This is a genomic window from Paenibacillus sp. B46(2026) (assembly GCF_056786355.1).
Map to the genome: position 1 here is coordinate 134,653 of NZ_CM165907.1, position 16,052 is coordinate 150,704.

Annotated in this window: 10 protein-coding genes, 10 tRNA genes, 3 rRNA genes and 1 other RNA gene; all 24 read left to right on the top strand. The window is 48.2% G+C overall.

Annotated features, from left to right (window positions below):
• Positions 1-59 precede the first annotated feature (59 nt).
• The 24 genes from AC1S8V_RS00630 to hprK all read left to right on the top strand — a co-directional run bounded on the left by AC1S8V_RS00630 (position 60) and on the right by hprK (position 15,982).
• On the top strand, positions 60-1,334 hold the full coding sequence (locus AC1S8V_RS00630; protein ID WP_091039190.1) for a radical SAM family protein: 1,275 nt from the start codon (positions 60-62) through the stop codon (positions 1,332-1,334).
• Between the two features lie 102 nt (positions 1,335-1,436).
• Positions 1,437-1,634: a 50S ribosomal protein L31 gene (rpmE, locus tag AC1S8V_RS00635; RefSeq protein WP_036607255.1), complete on the top strand. Its 198-nt coding sequence runs from the start codon at positions 1,437-1,439 to the stop codon at positions 1,632-1,634.
• A gap of 147 nt (positions 1,635-1,781) precedes the next feature.
• Positions 1,782-2,049, top strand: an RNA gene (ffs, locus tag AC1S8V_RS00640) — signal recognition particle sRNA large type.
• A gap of 174 nt (positions 2,050-2,223) precedes the next feature.
• Positions 2,224-3,969: a DNA polymerase III subunit gamma/tau gene (gene dnaX, locus AC1S8V_RS00645; protein WP_482072044.1), complete on the top strand. Its 1,746-nt coding sequence runs from the start codon at positions 2,224-2,226 to the stop codon at positions 3,967-3,969.
• 41 nt (positions 3,970-4,010) lie between these two features.
• On the top strand, positions 4,011-4,322 hold the full coding sequence (locus tag AC1S8V_RS00650; protein ID WP_036607248.1) for a YbaB/EbfC family nucleoid-associated protein: 312 nt from the start codon (positions 4,011-4,013) through the stop codon (positions 4,320-4,322).
• Positions 4,323-4,357: 35 nt separating this feature from the next.
• Complete coding sequence (recR, locus tag AC1S8V_RS00655) at positions 4,358-4,957, top strand: recombination mediator RecR (protein WP_062838113.1); 600 nt, start codon at positions 4,358-4,360, stop codon at positions 4,955-4,957.
• Between the two features lie 184 nt (positions 4,958-5,141).
• Positions 5,142-5,417, top strand: a complete 276-nt coding sequence (locus AC1S8V_RS00660) for a DUF2508 family protein (protein WP_482072045.1) — start codon at positions 5,142-5,144, stop codon at positions 5,415-5,417.
• A 34-nt stretch (positions 5,418-5,451) separates the two neighbouring features.
• The gene (locus tag AC1S8V_RS00665; protein WP_315939840.1) at positions 5,452-5,721 is read left to right on the top strand and encodes a pro-sigmaK processing inhibitor BofA family protein; all 270 of its coding nucleotides are present in this window, start codon (positions 5,452-5,454) and stop codon (positions 5,719-5,721) included.
• 345 nt (positions 5,722-6,066) lie between these two features.
• Positions 6,067-7,619: ribosomal RNA gene (locus AC1S8V_RS00670) — 16S ribosomal RNA — on the top strand.
• A gap of 156 nt (positions 7,620-7,775) precedes the next feature.
• Positions 7,776-7,892 (top strand): 5S ribosomal RNA (gene rrf, locus AC1S8V_RS00675).
• A gap of 36 nt (positions 7,893-7,928) precedes the next feature.
• Positions 7,929-8,005, top strand: a tRNA-Ile gene (locus AC1S8V_RS00680).
• Between the two features lie 22 nt (positions 8,006-8,027).
• Positions 8,028-8,103: transfer RNA gene (locus AC1S8V_RS00685), tRNA-Ala, on the top strand.
• 206 nt (positions 8,104-8,309) lie between these two features.
• Positions 8,310-11,237: ribosomal RNA gene (locus AC1S8V_RS00690) — 23S ribosomal RNA — on the top strand.
• The 16S, 23S and 5S rRNA genes sit together here with 10 tRNA genes alongside, the layout of an rRNA operon.
• Positions 11,238-11,319: 82 nt before the next feature.
• Positions 11,320-11,411: transfer RNA gene (locus AC1S8V_RS00695), tRNA-Ser, on the top strand.
• A 43-nt stretch (positions 11,412-11,454) separates the two neighbouring features.
• Positions 11,455-11,531, top strand: a tRNA-Met gene (locus tag AC1S8V_RS00700).
• Between the two features lie 9 nt (positions 11,532-11,540).
• A tRNA-Val gene (locus AC1S8V_RS00705) sits at positions 11,541-11,616 on the top strand.
• Between the two features lie 5 nt (positions 11,617-11,621).
• Positions 11,622-11,697: transfer RNA gene (locus AC1S8V_RS00710), tRNA-Thr, on the top strand.
• Positions 11,698-11,706: 9 nt separating this feature from the next.
• A tRNA-Asp gene (locus AC1S8V_RS00715) sits at positions 11,707-11,784 on the top strand.
• A gap of 21 nt (positions 11,785-11,805) precedes the next feature.
• Positions 11,806-11,878, top strand: a tRNA-Phe gene (locus tag AC1S8V_RS00720).
• Positions 11,879-11,890: 12 nt separating this feature from the next.
• Positions 11,891-11,976, top strand: a tRNA-Tyr gene (locus tag AC1S8V_RS00725).
• Positions 11,977-11,983: 7 nt separating this feature from the next.
• Positions 11,984-12,056, top strand: a tRNA-Lys gene (locus AC1S8V_RS00730).
• 143 nt (positions 12,057-12,199) lie between these two features.
• Complete coding sequence (locus AC1S8V_RS00735; protein ID WP_482072046.1) at positions 12,200-13,396, top strand: PucR family transcriptional regulator; 1,197 nt, start codon at positions 12,200-12,202, stop codon at positions 13,394-13,396.
• Positions 13,397-13,499: 103 nt separating this feature from the next.
• On the top strand, positions 13,500-14,627 hold the full coding sequence (locus AC1S8V_RS00740) for an ABC transporter ATP-binding protein (protein WP_017691279.1): 1,128 nt from the start codon (positions 13,500-13,502) through the stop codon (positions 14,625-14,627).
• A gap of 416 nt (positions 14,628-15,043) precedes the next feature.
• The gene (gene hprK, locus AC1S8V_RS00745; RefSeq protein WP_482072047.1) at positions 15,044-15,982 is read left to right on the top strand and encodes an HPr(Ser) kinase/phosphatase; all 939 of its coding nucleotides are present in this window, start codon (positions 15,044-15,046) and stop codon (positions 15,980-15,982) included.
• The last annotated feature ends 70 nt before the right edge of the window (positions 15,983-16,052 follow it).

Sequence of the window (16,052 nt, forward strand, 5' to 3'; positions counted from 1 at the left end):
TGTGAATTTTACAATACACTCGTCGTTAGGTTTAACCCATTAGATGTGAGGAGAACATCATGTATTTAGTATACGCAGATGAAAAAGGTAATGTATTTGATCACCCATCCCTGTACGGGCTTGCCCGCAGCGGAGATATGATCGTTGAGATTATGGAGGATGAACTTATCCCTTTGCCGGAGGGTGCAACTTTGGTTGGACTCCCAAGTACTCGGCCCATTGGTATGGACCCGGACACAGGTGAGATGTTGCCGATGCCAACGGACACACAGGCTGTAGGTGCGTTGCTTCCACAGGGATTCACTCGTTTGTGTCTCCCAGGCTATGTGAAGACGGATAAGGAGTATAAATTGCCGTTGTTCGGCTATTCCGCAGTAGTTTGGAAAGATGGCGGTTTCTATGTTACGGCTGCGAAATCGGATAGTCCTGACCAATGGAACCCGCTGAACTGTGATCGGGACGATGTGCGTTCCGGAGTTAAACGGTTGACGGAGCAATATCCCGAGAATCGTCTTTATACCCATTTGTCCAACTGTGCGCTCGGATATGAATGTCTAACTTCATCAAACACGTTCCTGAATCGTTGGGAAGGCGGAGTGCCGGTATCCTATTCCTGTAATGCGGGCTGTTTCGGATGTATCTCCGAGCAACCTGATGATAGCGGCTTTGTTTCCCCGCAGACACGTATGAACTTCAGACCACGTGTGGATGAGATTGTGGAGGTTATGCTGGAACACCTGAAGACACCGGAGTCCATCATTAGCTTTGGACAAGGTTGTGAAGGGGAGCCTTCCACGCAGGCCAAGCTGATTATTGAAGCGATTCGTGAAGTGCGTTCCGTAACGGACATGGGGTATATCAACATTAATACCAATGCGGGTCTGAATGATCACATTAGAGGGATTGTTGACGCTGGGTTGGATCTGATGCGCGTAAGTACAATTAGTGCACTGGATGACCATTATAACGCCTACTATAAACCACGTGGTTATACCTTGGCTAATGTTGAGAAATCAATGAAATACGCAGCACAGCAGGGTGTGTACACCTCCATTAACTATTTGATCTTCCCGGGCGTAACAGATCGTGAAGAAGAGATTGAGGCAATGATTGAGTTTGCGAGAAGAACCGATCTACGCTTGATTCAGATGCGTAATCTCAATATTGATCCGGAGAGTTATCTGGAATTAATTCCTCCAGCTCAAGGTGATATCTTGGGTATGAAGCAGATGATTGAGATTTTTGAAGACGAGTTGCCTGATGTGGTGATCGGATCGTATACCCACGTTCCACCAGCTGGAATGGCACGTCCAAAACGGCTAATCACCTCTTGATAATAATGGATTGCAACCGGCATTAAGCCGTGTTATAATCTCTGAGTTATGCCATTTACTCTGGGTCCGCTTGAGGCTCAGGGCGGAAAGAGGTGAAAGGTAATGAAAGAAGCAATTCATCCTAATTACACGATTGGTCAAGTATCTTGCGCTTGCGGGAATACTTTTGAGACAGGTTCGGTTAAAGACGGACTTCGTGTAGAGATTTGCTCCGCGTGCCACCCGTTCTTCACAGGTAAACAGAAGTTTATCGATGCTGGCGGCCGTGTTGATCGTTTCAAGAAGAAATACGGAATCTAATAGGACAATTCTTGGAGTTGTCTGCTAATTGCATCCAACCCACCCCTGCTGATCTGGCAGGGGTTTTTATATCTTTTATGTATACATAGTTGCTGCTACGTTCCTTCTGGTTGCAATTTGGACAACCTTACGTTATACTATTTCTTACCGTGCTAGATGGGGAGGTAGCGGTGCCCTGTAACTCGCAATCCGCTATAGCGAGGTTGAATTCCTGCTAGAGGTTTTGTCGATGTGAGGTTTGGTCCCTGAACGTGGTGTTGACGGTTGGGTCCTCCGCAATGAGTACTCATGAACCTGGTCAGGTCCGGAAGGAAGCAGCCATAAGTGAGATCACTCTTGTGCCGGAGGGTCGCCTAGCCCGAGCTATTGTTCAGGGGTGCCACTTGGATCGCAAATATCGATAGCAGGTGCACGGCTTACCATTTAAATGTTTAGACCTTTGCAGTTGTATGTATGCAGAGGTCTTTTTGATATGTCTCAAAAAACCACGCATGAATGAGTCAGATAAAGTTTGGATTCACCCTGGAATATAGTATAATAGGGGAACGACAAAGGACTCGAATGCGAAGTGGAAGGAAGGTAACGCATCATGGAGCATATCGCGTTATACCGGGCTTGGCGTCCCCAGTCGTTTCAAGATATGGTGGGACAACAGCATATTATTCAGACCTTGCAGAACGCGATTCGTGAACAGCGGACTTCCCATGCCTACTTATTTAGCGGGCCTAGAGGAACGGGAAAGACAAGTGCCGCCAAGATTTTGGCCAAAGCTGTGAACTGCGAACGTGGGCCTGCGCCTGAACCTTGTAACGAGTGTGAAGCTTGCCGCAGGATTACGACTGGCGCTGTAATGGATGTGCAGGAGATTGATGCTGCATCCAATCGGGGCGTTGAGGAGATCCGTGATCTTCGGGAAAAGGTTAAATATGCGCCAACCGAAGTCCGGCAGAAAGTCTATATTATTGATGAAGTGCACATGCTGACGACGGAGGCATTCAATGCTTTGCTCAAAACATTGGAGGAGCCACCGCCACATGTGATGTTTATTTTGGCAACAACGGAACCGCACCGCCTTCCGGCTACCATTATATCGCGCTGTCAGCGATTTGATTTTCGCCGGGTTTCCCTGGAAGAGCAGACAGCAAGGCTTACACTGATCTGTGAACAGGAAGGCATGGAAGCTGATCAGGACGCACTTCAATACATTGCCCGTTTATCGGATGGTGGAATGAGGGATGCACTTAGTGTGCTGGATCAGATCTCTTCATTTACGGATGGACGAGTAACGTACCAGCAGGTTATGGACATGACGGGCGGAATTGCTTCAGAGCAATTTGCCAAACTGGCTGCTTCACTGCTCAAAGGTGATGTTGGTCATATTTTGCAGATGATTGAAGGCTTCATGCATGAAGGAAAAAGTGCAGACAAGTGCATGGAGAATTTACTGTATTATTTCCGTGATTTGCTTATGATTAAGATGGTACCTGATGCAGACAAACTGACGGACCGGGTACTTAATCCGGAAGCTTTCCGTGATATGGCGGAGTCATTCACCAAGGAACAACTGTTCCACATGATTGACACCCTTAATCGGTACCAGAGTGAAATGAAATATGCGGTACAGCCACAGACATTATTTGAAGTCGCATTGCTTAAACTGTGTAGTATTCCAGCACAAGGAGAGGCTTCTGTTCAGGTGGGGGCTTCATCTCATGCGGCGCCAGCTGATGGGGGAGAGATCAACCGCTTGAAGCAGCAGCTTGCTGAGCTGGAGAAGAAATTGGATCGTGCACTTAAAAGTGGGTTGTCTGGTGGAGAAGGTGCATCGAGTGCTCCATCGCGTCCGGCAACAAGGGCCCCTGTATCGAGAGGGAACTCGCCTGCGAAGCTTCCTGCACAGTTAGATCAATATGTTGCGCGCAAGGGAGCCCCTGAGTTCGCAGAGATCAGCAAAAAATGGAGTCAGATCCTGCAACGAGTCAAGGAAGAGAGAGTTACCGTTCACGCCTGGTTTGTGGATGGTGAGCCGGTATCATTGCTTGAAGACAACGTTCTGGTTGCTTTCAAAAACAATATTCACCGTGAAACGACGGAGAAGCAGGCTAACCGCGAAGTCATTGAGCGGGTGTTGTCCGAACAACTTGGGCGTCCGGCACGATTGGTGACGATGATGCTCAAAGATTGGACCGGAGCAATGGAAGGAGCTTCTGAAGCGCCAAAGGAGGACTTTAAGCTTGAACCTGAGCATGAAGACGGCGGTTCAGGCAACAAACAGCCTTGGATTGATGAAGCCATCCAGCTCTTTGGTGAGGACCTTGTAGTGATCAAAGAATAATGCGCATAGCGCGATAACTATAACAAAGGAGATGAACAATTATGAACAACATGAACCAAATGATGAAACAAGTGAAGAAAATGCAGGAGCAAATGCTGAAAGCACAAGAGGAACTGGCGGACAAAACAGTCCAAGGTACTTCGGGTGGTGGCGTTGTAACGGCTGAAGTTAACGGACACAAGAAATTGCTTGCTATCACGATCAAACCTGAAGCGGTAGATCCGGAAGATGTTGAAATGTTGCAGGATCTCGTTATGACAGCTGTTAATGATGCAATGGCCAAAGCCGATGAGATTGCCAACAAGGATATGGGCAAGTTCACAGGCGGCATGAATATTCCGGGATTATTTTAATTAAAAATTGATCCTGTCAAAGGAGACACAATCGATTGTATTATCCCGAACCAATAGCCAAGCTGATTGATGCCTTCACCCGGTTGCCGGGTGTAGGTCCCAAGACGGCAGCGCGTTTAGCTTTTCATGTGCTTAACATGAAGGAAGATGACGTTATCGATTTTGCCAAAGCACTCGTAAGTGTGAAGCGTAATCTTCATTACTGCTCGGTATGTTGTAATATCACTGATACGGACCCGTGTCGCATCTGTCAGGATAAGTCCAGGGATGTCTCTGTAATCTGTGTAGTTCAGGATTCGAAAGATCTGGTGGCCATGGAGCGCACCAAGGAATTCGATGGATACTACCATGTGTTACAGGGCGCGATTTCACCTATGGAGGGAATTGGCCCAGACGATATTCGTTTGAAGGAACTCCTGATTCGATTAAGTGATGAACGTATAAAAGAGATCATCTTGGCGACAAACCCCAATATTGAGGGGGAGGCTACAGCGATGTATATCTCCCGCTTGGTGCGTCCGTTTGAGATCAGTGTGACTCGGATTGCGCATGGATTGCCTGTAGGTGGCGATCTTGAGTATGCGGATGAAGTGACCCTTTCCAAAGCGTTGGAAGGGCGCAGGGAGATGCGTTAGTGTGTTCGATTTGTATTACGCAGTGCATTTCCTTGGAAACTTCGGATGCTAAATAAGTTTCGATGTGCAAAGAGAGCCCTAGGGCTCTCTTTTTTTGTGAAGAAAATGAATGCCCGAGTTCTAAGTTTGTCCTTTCCCTGATAAGTATGAGAATATGCTGTGCTGATCAGGAGGGGGAGAGTTTATGTTTTTGTGGCGAAATACACGGAACTCGGTAGAGAAACACAACAGAATGTTGAAGGAGCTTGAGGCGGATCAGATCTATGCAGATATTCAGATGGCTAAGCAGGAATGGGAACGGGCAATGAGACAGTTTGAAGATGCACAGGGGCAGGAGGAGATTGATTATGCCATTTATGTATTGGAGGCAGCTGAGCGGAAGTACCAGATCCATTTGAGAAGAGCAAAGCGAGCCAGAGCTAATGATGATGTTACATCACAGCGAGGGGTTAGTATGTAGAGTCAGGTTTACATTAAACATGGAGGTGTACCAAGTGAAGAGTATTATACTGGGGAGTGTATTGGTTGTATCGTTACTGGGACTTATCGTTGTTTTATTCAGAAAGCGGATAGGGCTATCATTCTTCACATCATTTGGAATTCATCTGGTGCTGGCTGCAGTAGGTATATATATCGTGAATTATTCCGGCTGGATCACAGGAACCTACATCCCGCTGAACCCTGCAACGATAGGGACTGTAACTGTTTTGGGATTGCCAGGTGTGGGGCTATTATTAGGGTTGAAAATATCTTTGTTCGGATAGTTGACTCGCAGGATATTTATATGGTACATTATATCTCGTTGCTTTGCTTGCTTGGTTAGATGCTTTAGATGAAATGAAGGAGTTCATTACGAACTTCGAAAAAGAATTTCAAAAAAACACTTGACCAAAACAAACGAAGTGTGATATATTATAAAAGTCGCCGCTGAGAGAAATTGGTGACGAAAAAACGAGTTTGATCTTTGAAAACTGAACAACGAGTGAGTAAACATTCTGCTTGCAGAATGAACGCGAAAGTTTGAGACAAGCCTTGGCTTGGATCGACTGGAGCACAAATGAGATTTTTAATCTCGTCAGATTCAAAATGAGCTTATCGCTCTTTTCAATTTATTGGAGAGTTTGATCCTGGCTCAGGACGAACGCTGGCGGCATGCCTAATACATGCAAGTCGAGCGGAGTTGATAGGAAGCTTGCTTCCTGGATACTTAGCGGCGGACGGGTGAGTAACACGTAGGCAACCTGCCCTCAAGTTTGGGACAACTACCGGAAACGGTAGCTAATACCGAATAGTTGTTTTCTTCGCCTGAAGAGAACTGGAAAGACGGAGCAATCTGTCACTTGGGGATGGGCCTGCGGCGCATTAGCTAGTTGGTGGGGTAACGGCTCACCAAGGCGACGATGCGTAGCCGACCTGAGAGGGTGATCGGCCACACTGGGACTGAGACACGGCCCAGACTCCTACGGGAGGCAGCAGTAGGGAATCTTCCGCAATGGGCGAAAGCCTGACGGAGCAATGCCGCGTGAGTGATGAAGGTTTTCGGATCGTAAAGCTCTGTTGCCAGGGAAGAACGCTTGGGAGAGTAACTGCTCTCAAGGTGACGGTACCTGAGAAGAAAGCCCCGGCTAACTACGTGCCAGCAGCCGCGGTAATACGTAGGGGGCAAGCGTTGTCCGGAATTATTGGGCGTAAAGCGCGCGCAGGCGGTCATTTAAGTCTGGTGTTTAATCCCGGGGCTCAACCCCGGATCGCACTGGAAACTGGGTGACTTGAGTGCAGAAGAGGAGAGTGGAATTCCACGTGTAGCGGTGAAATGCGTAGATATGTGGAGGAACACCAGTGGCGAAGGCGACTCTCTGGGCTGTAACTGACGCTGAGGCGCGAAAGCGTGGGGAGCAAACAGGATTAGATACCCTGGTAGTCCACGCCGTAAACGATGAGTGCTAGGTGTTAGGGGTTTCGATACCCTTGGTGCCGAAGTTAACACATTAAGCACTCCGCCTGGGGAGTACGGTCGCAAGACTGAAACTCAAAGGAATTGACGGGGACCCGCACAAGCAGTGGAGTATGTGGTTTAATTCGAAGCAACGCGAAGAACCTTACCAGGTCTTGACATCCCTCTGACCGGTACAGAGATGTACCTTTCCTTCGGGACAGAGGAGACAGGTGGTGCATGGTTGTCGTCAGCTCGTGTCGTGAGATGTTGGGTTAAGTCCCGCAACGAGCGCAACCCTTATATTTAGTTGCCAGCACTTCGGGTGGGCACTCTAGATAGACTGCCGGTGACAAACCGGAGGAAGGTGGGGATGACGTCAAATCATCATGCCCCTTATGACCTGGGCTACACACGTACTACAATGGCCGGTACAACGGGCTGCGAAATCGCGAGATGGAGCCAATCCCAACAAAGCCGGTCTCAGTTCGGATTGCAGGCTGCAACTCGCCTGCATGAAGTCGGAATTGCTAGTAATCGCGGATCAGCATGCCGCGGTGAATACGTTCCCGGGTCTTGTACACACCGCCCGTCACACCACGAGAGTTTATAACACCCGAAGTCGGTGGGGTAACCGCAAGGAGCCAGCCGCCGAAGGTGGGATAGATGATTGGGGTGAAGTCGTAACAAGGTAGCCGTATCGGAAGGTGCGGCTGGATCACCTCCTTTCTATGGAGAATCGTTTCCTGCAACGGAAACATTCAAATCAGCGGGTTCTAAGAACCTGCGACAGCGATTCATTTCGGTCCATCACTTCGGTGTGGATGAAATGAAGAGCACAACACTCACTCGTTGCTCAGTTTTGAGAGCTCAAACTCTCAAACGTTTGGTGGCGATAGCGAAGGGGTTCCACACGTTCCCATCCCGAACACGACCGTTAAGCCCTTCAGCGTCAATGGTACTTGGACCGCAGGGTCCTGGGAGAGTAGAACGCCGCCAAGCGTAGCCCATTTTGGGTTCAAATAGTATATATAATGTGGGCCCTTAGCTCAGTTGGTTAGAGCGCACCTCTGATAAGGGTGAGGCCGGTGGTTCGAGTCCACCAGGGCCCACCATCTATACCTTTAAACTTTATATGGGGCCATAGCTCAGCTGGGAGAGCGCCTGCCTTGCAAGCAGGAGGTCAGCGGTTCGATCCCGCTTGGCTCCACCAAAATGTTTTACAAGTTTGTTCTTTGAAAACTAGATATCGAAACGAAAGTAAATGCGAATTAGAACATTCCTTTTTAGCTGAACTTGTGTTAAAACAAGTTTCAATAAAAACGGTAGATTGCTGGAGCGAGTGATCGAAATGGAGCGACTTTTGGATTTGGACGCAGTCCAAACCAAGCGGAGCGACAGCTCGAACACGAGCGCAATGGTTAAGCTACTAAGAGCACACGGAGGATGCCTAGGCGCTAGGAGCCGATGAAGGACGTGGCGAACAACGAAACTGCCTCGGGGAGCTGTAAGCAAGCTTTGATCCGGGGGTGTCCGAATGGGGAAACCCAGCTGGGGTAATTTCCAGTTACTCACAACTGAATACATAGGTTGTGCAGAGGCATACCAGGGGAACTGAAACATCTAAGTACCCTGAGGAAGAGAAAACAATAGTGATTCCGTCAGTAGCGGCGAGCGAACGCGGAGAAGCCCAAACCAGAGAGCTTGCTCTCTGGGGTTGTGGGACGTCTCACATGGAGTTACAAAGGAACCGGTTAAGCGAAGAGGTCTGGAAAGGCCCGCCAAAGAAGGTAAAAGCCCTGTAATTGAAAGTTGGTTCCCTCCGAGACGGATCCCGAGTAGTGCGGGGCACGTGAAACCCCGTATGAATCCGGCAGGACCATCTGCCAAGGCTAAATACTTCCTAGCGACCGATAGTGAAGCAGTACCGTGAGGGAAAGGTGAAAAGCACCCCGGAAGGGGAGTGAAATAGAACCTGAAACCGTGTGCTTACAAAAAGTCAGAGCCCGTTTTAGGGGTGATGGCGTGCCTTTTGTAGAATGAACCGGCGAGTTACGTTCCCGTGCAAGGTTAAGGTGAAGAGCCGGAGCCGCAGCGAAAGCGAGTCTGAATAGGGCGAGTGAGTACGTGGACGTAGACCCGAAACCGGGTGATCTACCCCTGTCCAGGGTGAAGGTGCGGTAACACGCACTGGAGGCCCGAACCCACGCATGTTGAAAAATGCGGGGATGAGGTGGGGGTAGCGGAGAAATTCCAATCGAACTCGGAGATAGCTGGTTCTCCCCGAAATAGCTTTAGGGCTAGCCTCGGAAAACAGAGTCGTGGAGGTAGAGCACTGATTGGGTGCGGGGCCCGCAAGGGTTACCAAGCTCAGTCAAACTCCGAATGCCATAGACTTACTTCCGGGAGTCAGACAGTGAGTGCTAAGATCCATTGTCAAAAGGGAAACAGCCCAGACCATCAGCTAAGGTCCCCAAGTGTGTGTTAAGTGGGAAAGGATGTGGAGTTGCACAGACAACCAGGATGTTGGCTTAGAAGCAGCCACCATTGAAAGAGTGCGTAATAGCTCACTGGTCGAGTGACTCTGCGCCGAAAATGTAACGGGGCTAAACACACCACCGAAGCTATGGCTTGATGCTTTGCATCAGGGGTAGGGGAGCGTTGTATAAGGGTTGAAGGTGTACCGTAAGGAGCGCTGGACATTATACAAGTGAGAATGCCGGTATGAGTAACGAAAAGATCAGTGAGAATCTGATCCGCCGAAAGCCTAAGGGTTCCTGAGGAAGGCTCGTCCGCTCAGGGTAAGTCGGGACCTAAGGCGAGGCCGAAAGGCGTAGTCGAAGGACAACAGGTCGAAATTCCTGTACCACCGTAAGCCGTTATGAGCAATGGGGGGACGCAGTAGGGTAGTGACGCGGACTGATGGATGTCCGTCTAAGCAGTAAGGCTGATGTGTAGGCAAATCCGCACATTGTAAGGCTGAGCTGTGATGGGGAGTGAAAATTACAGTAGCGAAGGTCATGATCTCACACTGCCAAGAAAAGCCTCTAGCCAGGTGATGGTGCCCGTACCGCAAACCGACACAGGTAGGCGAGAAGAGTATTCTAAGGCGCGCGGAAGAACTCTCGTTAAGGAACTCGGCAAAATGACCCCGTAACTTCGGGAGAAGGGGTGCCCCGGTAGTGTGAATAGCACGAGGGGGCCGCAGTGAAAAGGCCCAAGCGACTGTTTAGCAAAAACACAGGTCTGTGCGAAGCCGTAAGGCGAAGTATACGGGCTGACGCCTGCCCGGTGCTGGAAGGTTAAGGGGAGTGGTTAGGGACTCGTCCCGAAGCTGTGAACCGAAGCCCCAGTAAACGGCGGCCGTAACTATAACGGTCCTAAGGTAGCGAAATTCCTTGTCAGGTAAATTCTGACCCGCACGAATGGCGTAACGACTTGGGCGCTGTCTCAACGAGAGATCCGGTGAAATTTTAATACCTGTGAAGATGCAGGTTACCCGCGACAAGACGGAAAGACCCCATGGAGCTTTACTGCAGCTTGATATTGAATTTGGGTACGATCTGTACAGGATAGGTGGGAGCCTTTGAAGTGTGAGCGCCAGCTTGCATGGAGGCAACGTTGGGATACCACCCTGATCGTATCTAGGTTCTAACCTGGTACCGTAAACCGGTACGGGGACAGTGTCAGGTGGGCAGTTTGACTGGGGCGGTCGCCTCCTAAAGAGTAACGGAGGCGCCCAAAGGTTCCCTCAGAATGGTTGGAAATCATTCGAAGAGTGCAAAGGCATAAGGGAGCTTGACTGCGAGACCTACAAGTCGAGCAGGGACGAAAGTCGGGCTTAGTGATCCGGTGGTACCGCATGGAAGGGCCATCGCTCAACGGATAAAAGCTACCCTGGGGATAACAGGCTTATCTCCCCCAAGAGTCCACATCGACGGGGAGGTTTGGCACCTCGATGTCGGCTCATCGCATCCTGGGGCTGAAGTAGGTCCCAAGGGTTGGGCTGTTCGCCCATTAAAGCGGTACGCGAGCTGGGTTCAGAACGTCGTGAGACAGTTCGGTCCCTATCTGTCGTGGGCGTAGGAAATTTGAGAGGAGCTGTCCTTAGTACGAGAGGACCGGGATGGACGTACCGCTGGTGTACCAGTTGTTCCGCCAGGAGCACCGCTGGGTAGCTATGTACGGAAGGGATAAACGCTGAAAGCATCTAAGCGTGAAGCCCCCCTCAAGATGAGATTTCCCAGTATGTAAGACCCCTTGAAGACGACGAGGTAGATAGGCTGGGGGTGGAAGTGCAGCAATGCATGGAGCTGACCAGTACTAATCGGTCGAGGGCTTATCCAATATGCAAGTTGTAATTCGTAGGTTTCGTTTCGAATCTAGTTTTCAGGGAGCAATCCTTGAATGATGTTGATGATTGTTATTTGGAGAGATACCCAAGTGGCTATAAGGGGACCCTCTGCTAAGGGGTTAGACTGCGTAAGCGGTGCGAGGGTTCGAATCCCTCTCTCTCCGCCATCTTTACCTAAAGATGGACAAGCAATCGAGACACAATTAATATGGCGGTGTAGCTCAGCTGGCTAGAGCGTACGGTTCATACCCGTAAGGTCGGGGGTTCGATCCCCTCCGCCGCTACCATATTACCCAGGAGGCTTAGCTCAGCTGGGAGAGCATCTGCCTTACAAGCAGAGGGTCGGGGGTTCGATCCCCTCAGCCTCCACCATATACGCCGGTGTAGCTCAACTGGTAGAGCAACTGACTTGTAATCAGTAGGTTGGGGGTTCAAGTCCTCTCGCCGGCACCATTAATGCCTGGAACCGTGGTGTAGTTGGCCTAACATGCCTGCCTGTCACGCAGGAGATCGCGGGTTCGAATCCCGTCGGTTCCGCCATTAATCCTAAAATTTAAATATGGCTCGGTAGCTCAGTCGGTAGAGCAGAGGACTGAAAATCCTCGTGTCGGCGGTTCGATTCCGTCCCGAGCCACCTTTAATCCTTGGAGGATTAGCGAAGTGGCCAAACGCATCAGACTGTAAATCTGCTCCCGTACGGGTTCGGTGGTTCGAATCCATCATCCTCCACCAGTTTTATGAGTCATTAGCTCAGTTGGTAGAGCACCTGACTTTTAATCAGGGTGTCGAAGGTTCGAGCCCTTCATGACTCATCTTTTAGAAAAGAGTGATTAATCATTAATTTGATTAGTCACTCTTTTTTGTTATGTAATTTTAGCTGAATATGGATATTTATTAATGCTGCGCAAGATATGATAAAATAATAGAAAATAAGCAGAGTGGTGGCGTTCATTATATGAAGCTCATACCTGATCTAAAACAACAAATTGAAGTCATTATAGGTACAACTTTGGATGAATACGAAATCACAATACAAGAATGGATGCAATCCGTGGAGAATCTGGTCGGTCTTCATGGGAATTCAGTGACCTTTGTTGATGAAGGAGAGAGTCGGGATTTGCCTGATCAATCTATATCTCAAAGTTCATTATCCGATGTGATCAGTCTGAATACGGGAGAGCGTGTATTCTTTAAGGTTCGGATGAATGAAAAAGAAGAGATCGTCGTGTGTTGGGGATGCGCAGCAAGATCTATTACCGTGGAAACACGGCGATTGATTGAGCTTCTGATCCGTACAAACATGGGACTACCCGATGAGACACAGCCTGTTGTATATGAGAATGATAGGGAGCAGTATCTAACTGAATTGGGTCTCTGGCTTAAAGAGCAGATCGAACAACCAACCAAGCAGGATTCTGAAGCTGTTCCTGATCGCTTTGTAGTGGCGGCAGGGTTGAATACGGAGAAGATTCTGTTTTTGCTGCAAGGGGATACACCGGATGCACATCGTTTACGTTCCAAGGAACTCAACAAGTTGCTTGAGAGTTATTTTGGCGAGGAGATTGTATTGATTCCTTTAGGCGAGCAAGAATGGATTTTTATGGGTGATAAAGAGATTGTTACAGAAGAAGCCGAGGAAGATACAATGGAAGCCAAAAAGGATTCATTGAATGCTTTTTGTCTGGGGTTATATGAATTGGTCGCCAGTGAGTGGGCAGGTGTGTTCCATCTCTCTGCATCACTACCATGCATGCCGGCACAACATCTAGTATCGGTCACAGCTCTTCTTAAAGAGAGTGTTCACTTGGGCAGAGCATTCCATGTTACGCAGCATATTCATCTTCCATGGGATCTGCATCTGGAGCGGTTGGTAGCGAGCATTCCAGATGAACAACGCATACGTTTTATACAGGAAACAGGCAAAGACACATTAATCTTCAATGACAGTGAGACACTTGCTACGCTGGAGACCTTTTTTAGCCTGGATTGTAATGTCAGCGAGACAGCGAAACGACTTTTCATTCATCGTAATACGTTGGTTTATCGTCTGGATAAGATCAAACAGGAGATTGGTTACGATGTGAGGCACTTCGAAAGTGCTGTTCTGGTGCAGTTTTTGCTACTTATGTACAAAGTGACGAAAAAGCATTGATATTTTTGTGCAGTTTGCGAATAGTCAAACCTCACGTAGATAGGGTATTATAAAAATACAAATTGTATTCGATTACAAAATGATCTCTGAGGAGGCAACAATCATGGCTGGAGTACGTTTAGAGCATATTTTCAAAAAATACCCGGGTTCTGATAAAGCAACTGTAGTTGACATTAACCTGGACATTAAAGATAAAGAATTTCTGGTTCTGGTAGGCCCGTCCGGTTGTGGTAAATCAACAACACTGCGTATGATCGCAGGCCTTGAGGAAATTTCTGAAGGTAAACTCTATATCGGTGACCGTGTCGTTAATGATGTTGCACCTAAAGACCGCGATATCGCGATGGTATTCCAATCCTATGCCTTGTATCCGCATATGAGCGTATATCAAAACATGGCGTTTGGTTTGAAATTGCGTAAGGTTAAAAAAGATGAGATCGACAAACGTGTACGTGAAGCAGCTAAAATCCTGGATATCGAGCATTTGCTTGAGCGTAAACCTAAGGCATTGTCCGGTGGTCAACGTCAACGTGTCGCTTTGGGACGTGCGATTGTCCGTGATCCACAAGTGTTCTTGATGGATGAGCCTCTCTCCAACTTGGATGCCAAACTTCGTGGTCAAATGCGTGCAGAGATCACTAAACTTGCGAAACGTTTGGAAACAACTGTTATCTACGTAACGCATGACCAGATCGAAGCGATGACGATGGGTGATCGGATCGTTGTTATGAAGGATGGTATCATCCAACAAGCAGCTTCTCCGGAAGAGTTGTATAACCTGCCGGCTAACCTGTTCGTAGCTGGTTTCATTGGTTCCCCGACAATGAACTTTATCTCGGGTAAACTCGCTGAGCAAGGTACTAGCATGCACTTCATAGCTCCTGGTGTGGATGTTGAAATCCCGCAAGGTAAAGCGCAAGTACTGAAATCTAGAGGATACATTGGCAAAGAAGTGATTCTGGGTGTTCGTCCAGAAGACATTCACGAAGAGCCGGTATTCCTGGAAGCATCCCCGAACTCTGTATTCTCTACTCACGTAGATGTAACAGAGAACTTGGGTCACGAAATGCTCCTCTACCTGAGCGGTGTTGGTAATGATACAACGATCGCACGTGTAGACGGACGTTCTAACACTCGTGATGGTTCCACAGTTAAAATGGCCATCGACATGAACAAAGTTCATATCTTTGACAAAGAGACTGAAGTGAACGTACTTCTTCAAGACAAATAATACTGGGATTCCTCGGTGACGATGGAACCTGACAGTTAACGCCATTATACATTGTAATGAGAGCCCCTTCCGTTATTGCTGGAAGGGGCTTTTTTAAGATTATTGGATTTGTAGTTTCGGCGGATCTGAGGATTAATAATCCCAAGAAAAACAGCCGCTAAACTACGAATGTAGTATCCCAGAGGGTGCTTCGATCAGAAGACTTTTCTGAATACTGCTTGTGGGAGGCAGCGATTGCATTCGGCCCGGAATTCATTTAAGATTATTTGAAGGTCTGTCTTCTTATCATTAAGAGATTCGACTGTTGGAAGGGTATGCAGTCTGTACCCAATGTTGTGAATGCGCTAATAATGGAAAGAACTGATACACGATCTGAATTACATAGAGGGACAGCGAATGCTGAAAGGAAGAGACAAATGGCGAAAAAAGTGAAAGTATCCGAATTGGTACAGCAGTTTCAGTTGGAGGTTGTTTCTGGATCTCACGGACTGAAAAGAATCATTACGGTAGACGATCTGAACCGTCCTGGCCTGGAAATGGCCGGTTATTTTGAATACCATCCACAAGAACGGGTACAGTTGCTTGGAAGAACTGAGCTTGCCTTTTTCGCAATGTTGCCGGAACAAGAACGACGTGATCGTATGCAACGTCTTTGTACGGAGGAGACGCCTTGTATCGTTGTAACACGCGGACTTGAAGTCCCGCAAGAGCTGATTGATATCAGTGAAGAACGGGATCTGGCTGTACTGCGCAGTAATATGGCTACAACGATTCTTTCCAGCCGGATTACCGGATTTTTGGAGGGCAAATTAGCACCTACTGCAACGATTCATGGTGTACTGTGTGATGTATACGGGGTTGGTATGTTGATCACAGGTAGTAGCGGTATTGGTAAAAGTGAAACAGCGCTTGAACTGGTTAAACGCGGACATCGACTGATTGCCGACGATGCCGTAGAAATCCGCCAAACATCAGACTTTCAGTTGCACGGTACTGCACCTGAACTGATCCGCCATTTACTCGAAATTCGAGGCGTGGGTATTATCAACGTCATGACTTTGTTCGGAGCGGGTGCGGTTCGTAATAACAAACGGATTACCTTGGTTGTACGTCTGGAAGCATGGCAGCAGGATAAACAATATGATCGTCTGGGTCTGGATGAAGAGACTACACGTATCATTGATACGGATGTGCCTCTCGTTACGATTCCTGTTCGTCCGGGACGGAACTTGGCGGTTATTATTGAAGTGGCTGGCATGAACTATCGTCTGAAACAGATGGGTCTTAATGCTGCACTGCAATTCACGAACAAGCTGACAGCAACCATCTCGGAAGATATGGAAGACATGGATTAAGAAATATTCTATACAAGGAAATGAAGATAAATGGTTGACATGTACTGCTTCTCTAAAGGCGCAGGGCATG

Excerpts from the sequence above, each read along its gene's own strand:
- AC1S8V_RS00630 (WP_091039190.1), top strand. The coding sequence starts at position 60 with ATGTATTTAGTATACGCAGATGAAAAAGGTAATGTATTTGATCACCCA.
- rpmE (WP_036607255.1), top strand. The coding sequence starts at position 1,437 with ATGAAAGAAGCAATTCATCCTAATTACACGATTGGTCAAGTATCTTGC.
- dnaX (WP_482072044.1), top strand. The coding sequence starts at position 2,224 with ATGGAGCATATCGCGTTATACCGGGCTTGGCGTCCCCAGTCGTTTCAA.
- AC1S8V_RS00650 (WP_036607248.1), top strand. The coding sequence starts at position 4,011 with ATGAACAACATGAACCAAATGATGAAACAAGTGAAGAAAATGCAGGAG.
- AC1S8V_RS00660 (WP_482072045.1), top strand. The coding sequence starts at position 5,142 with ATGTTTTTGTGGCGAAATACACGGAACTCGGTAGAGAAACACAACAGA.
- AC1S8V_RS00735 (WP_482072046.1), top strand. The coding sequence starts at position 12,200 with ATGAAGCTCATACCTGATCTAAAACAACAAATTGAAGTCATTATAGGT.
- AC1S8V_RS00740 (WP_017691279.1), top strand. The coding sequence starts at position 13,500 with ATGGCTGGAGTACGTTTAGAGCATATTTTCAAAAAATACCCGGGTTCT.
- hprK (WP_482072047.1), top strand. The coding sequence starts at position 15,044 with ATGGCGAAAAAAGTGAAAGTATCCGAATTGGTACAGCAGTTTCAGTTG.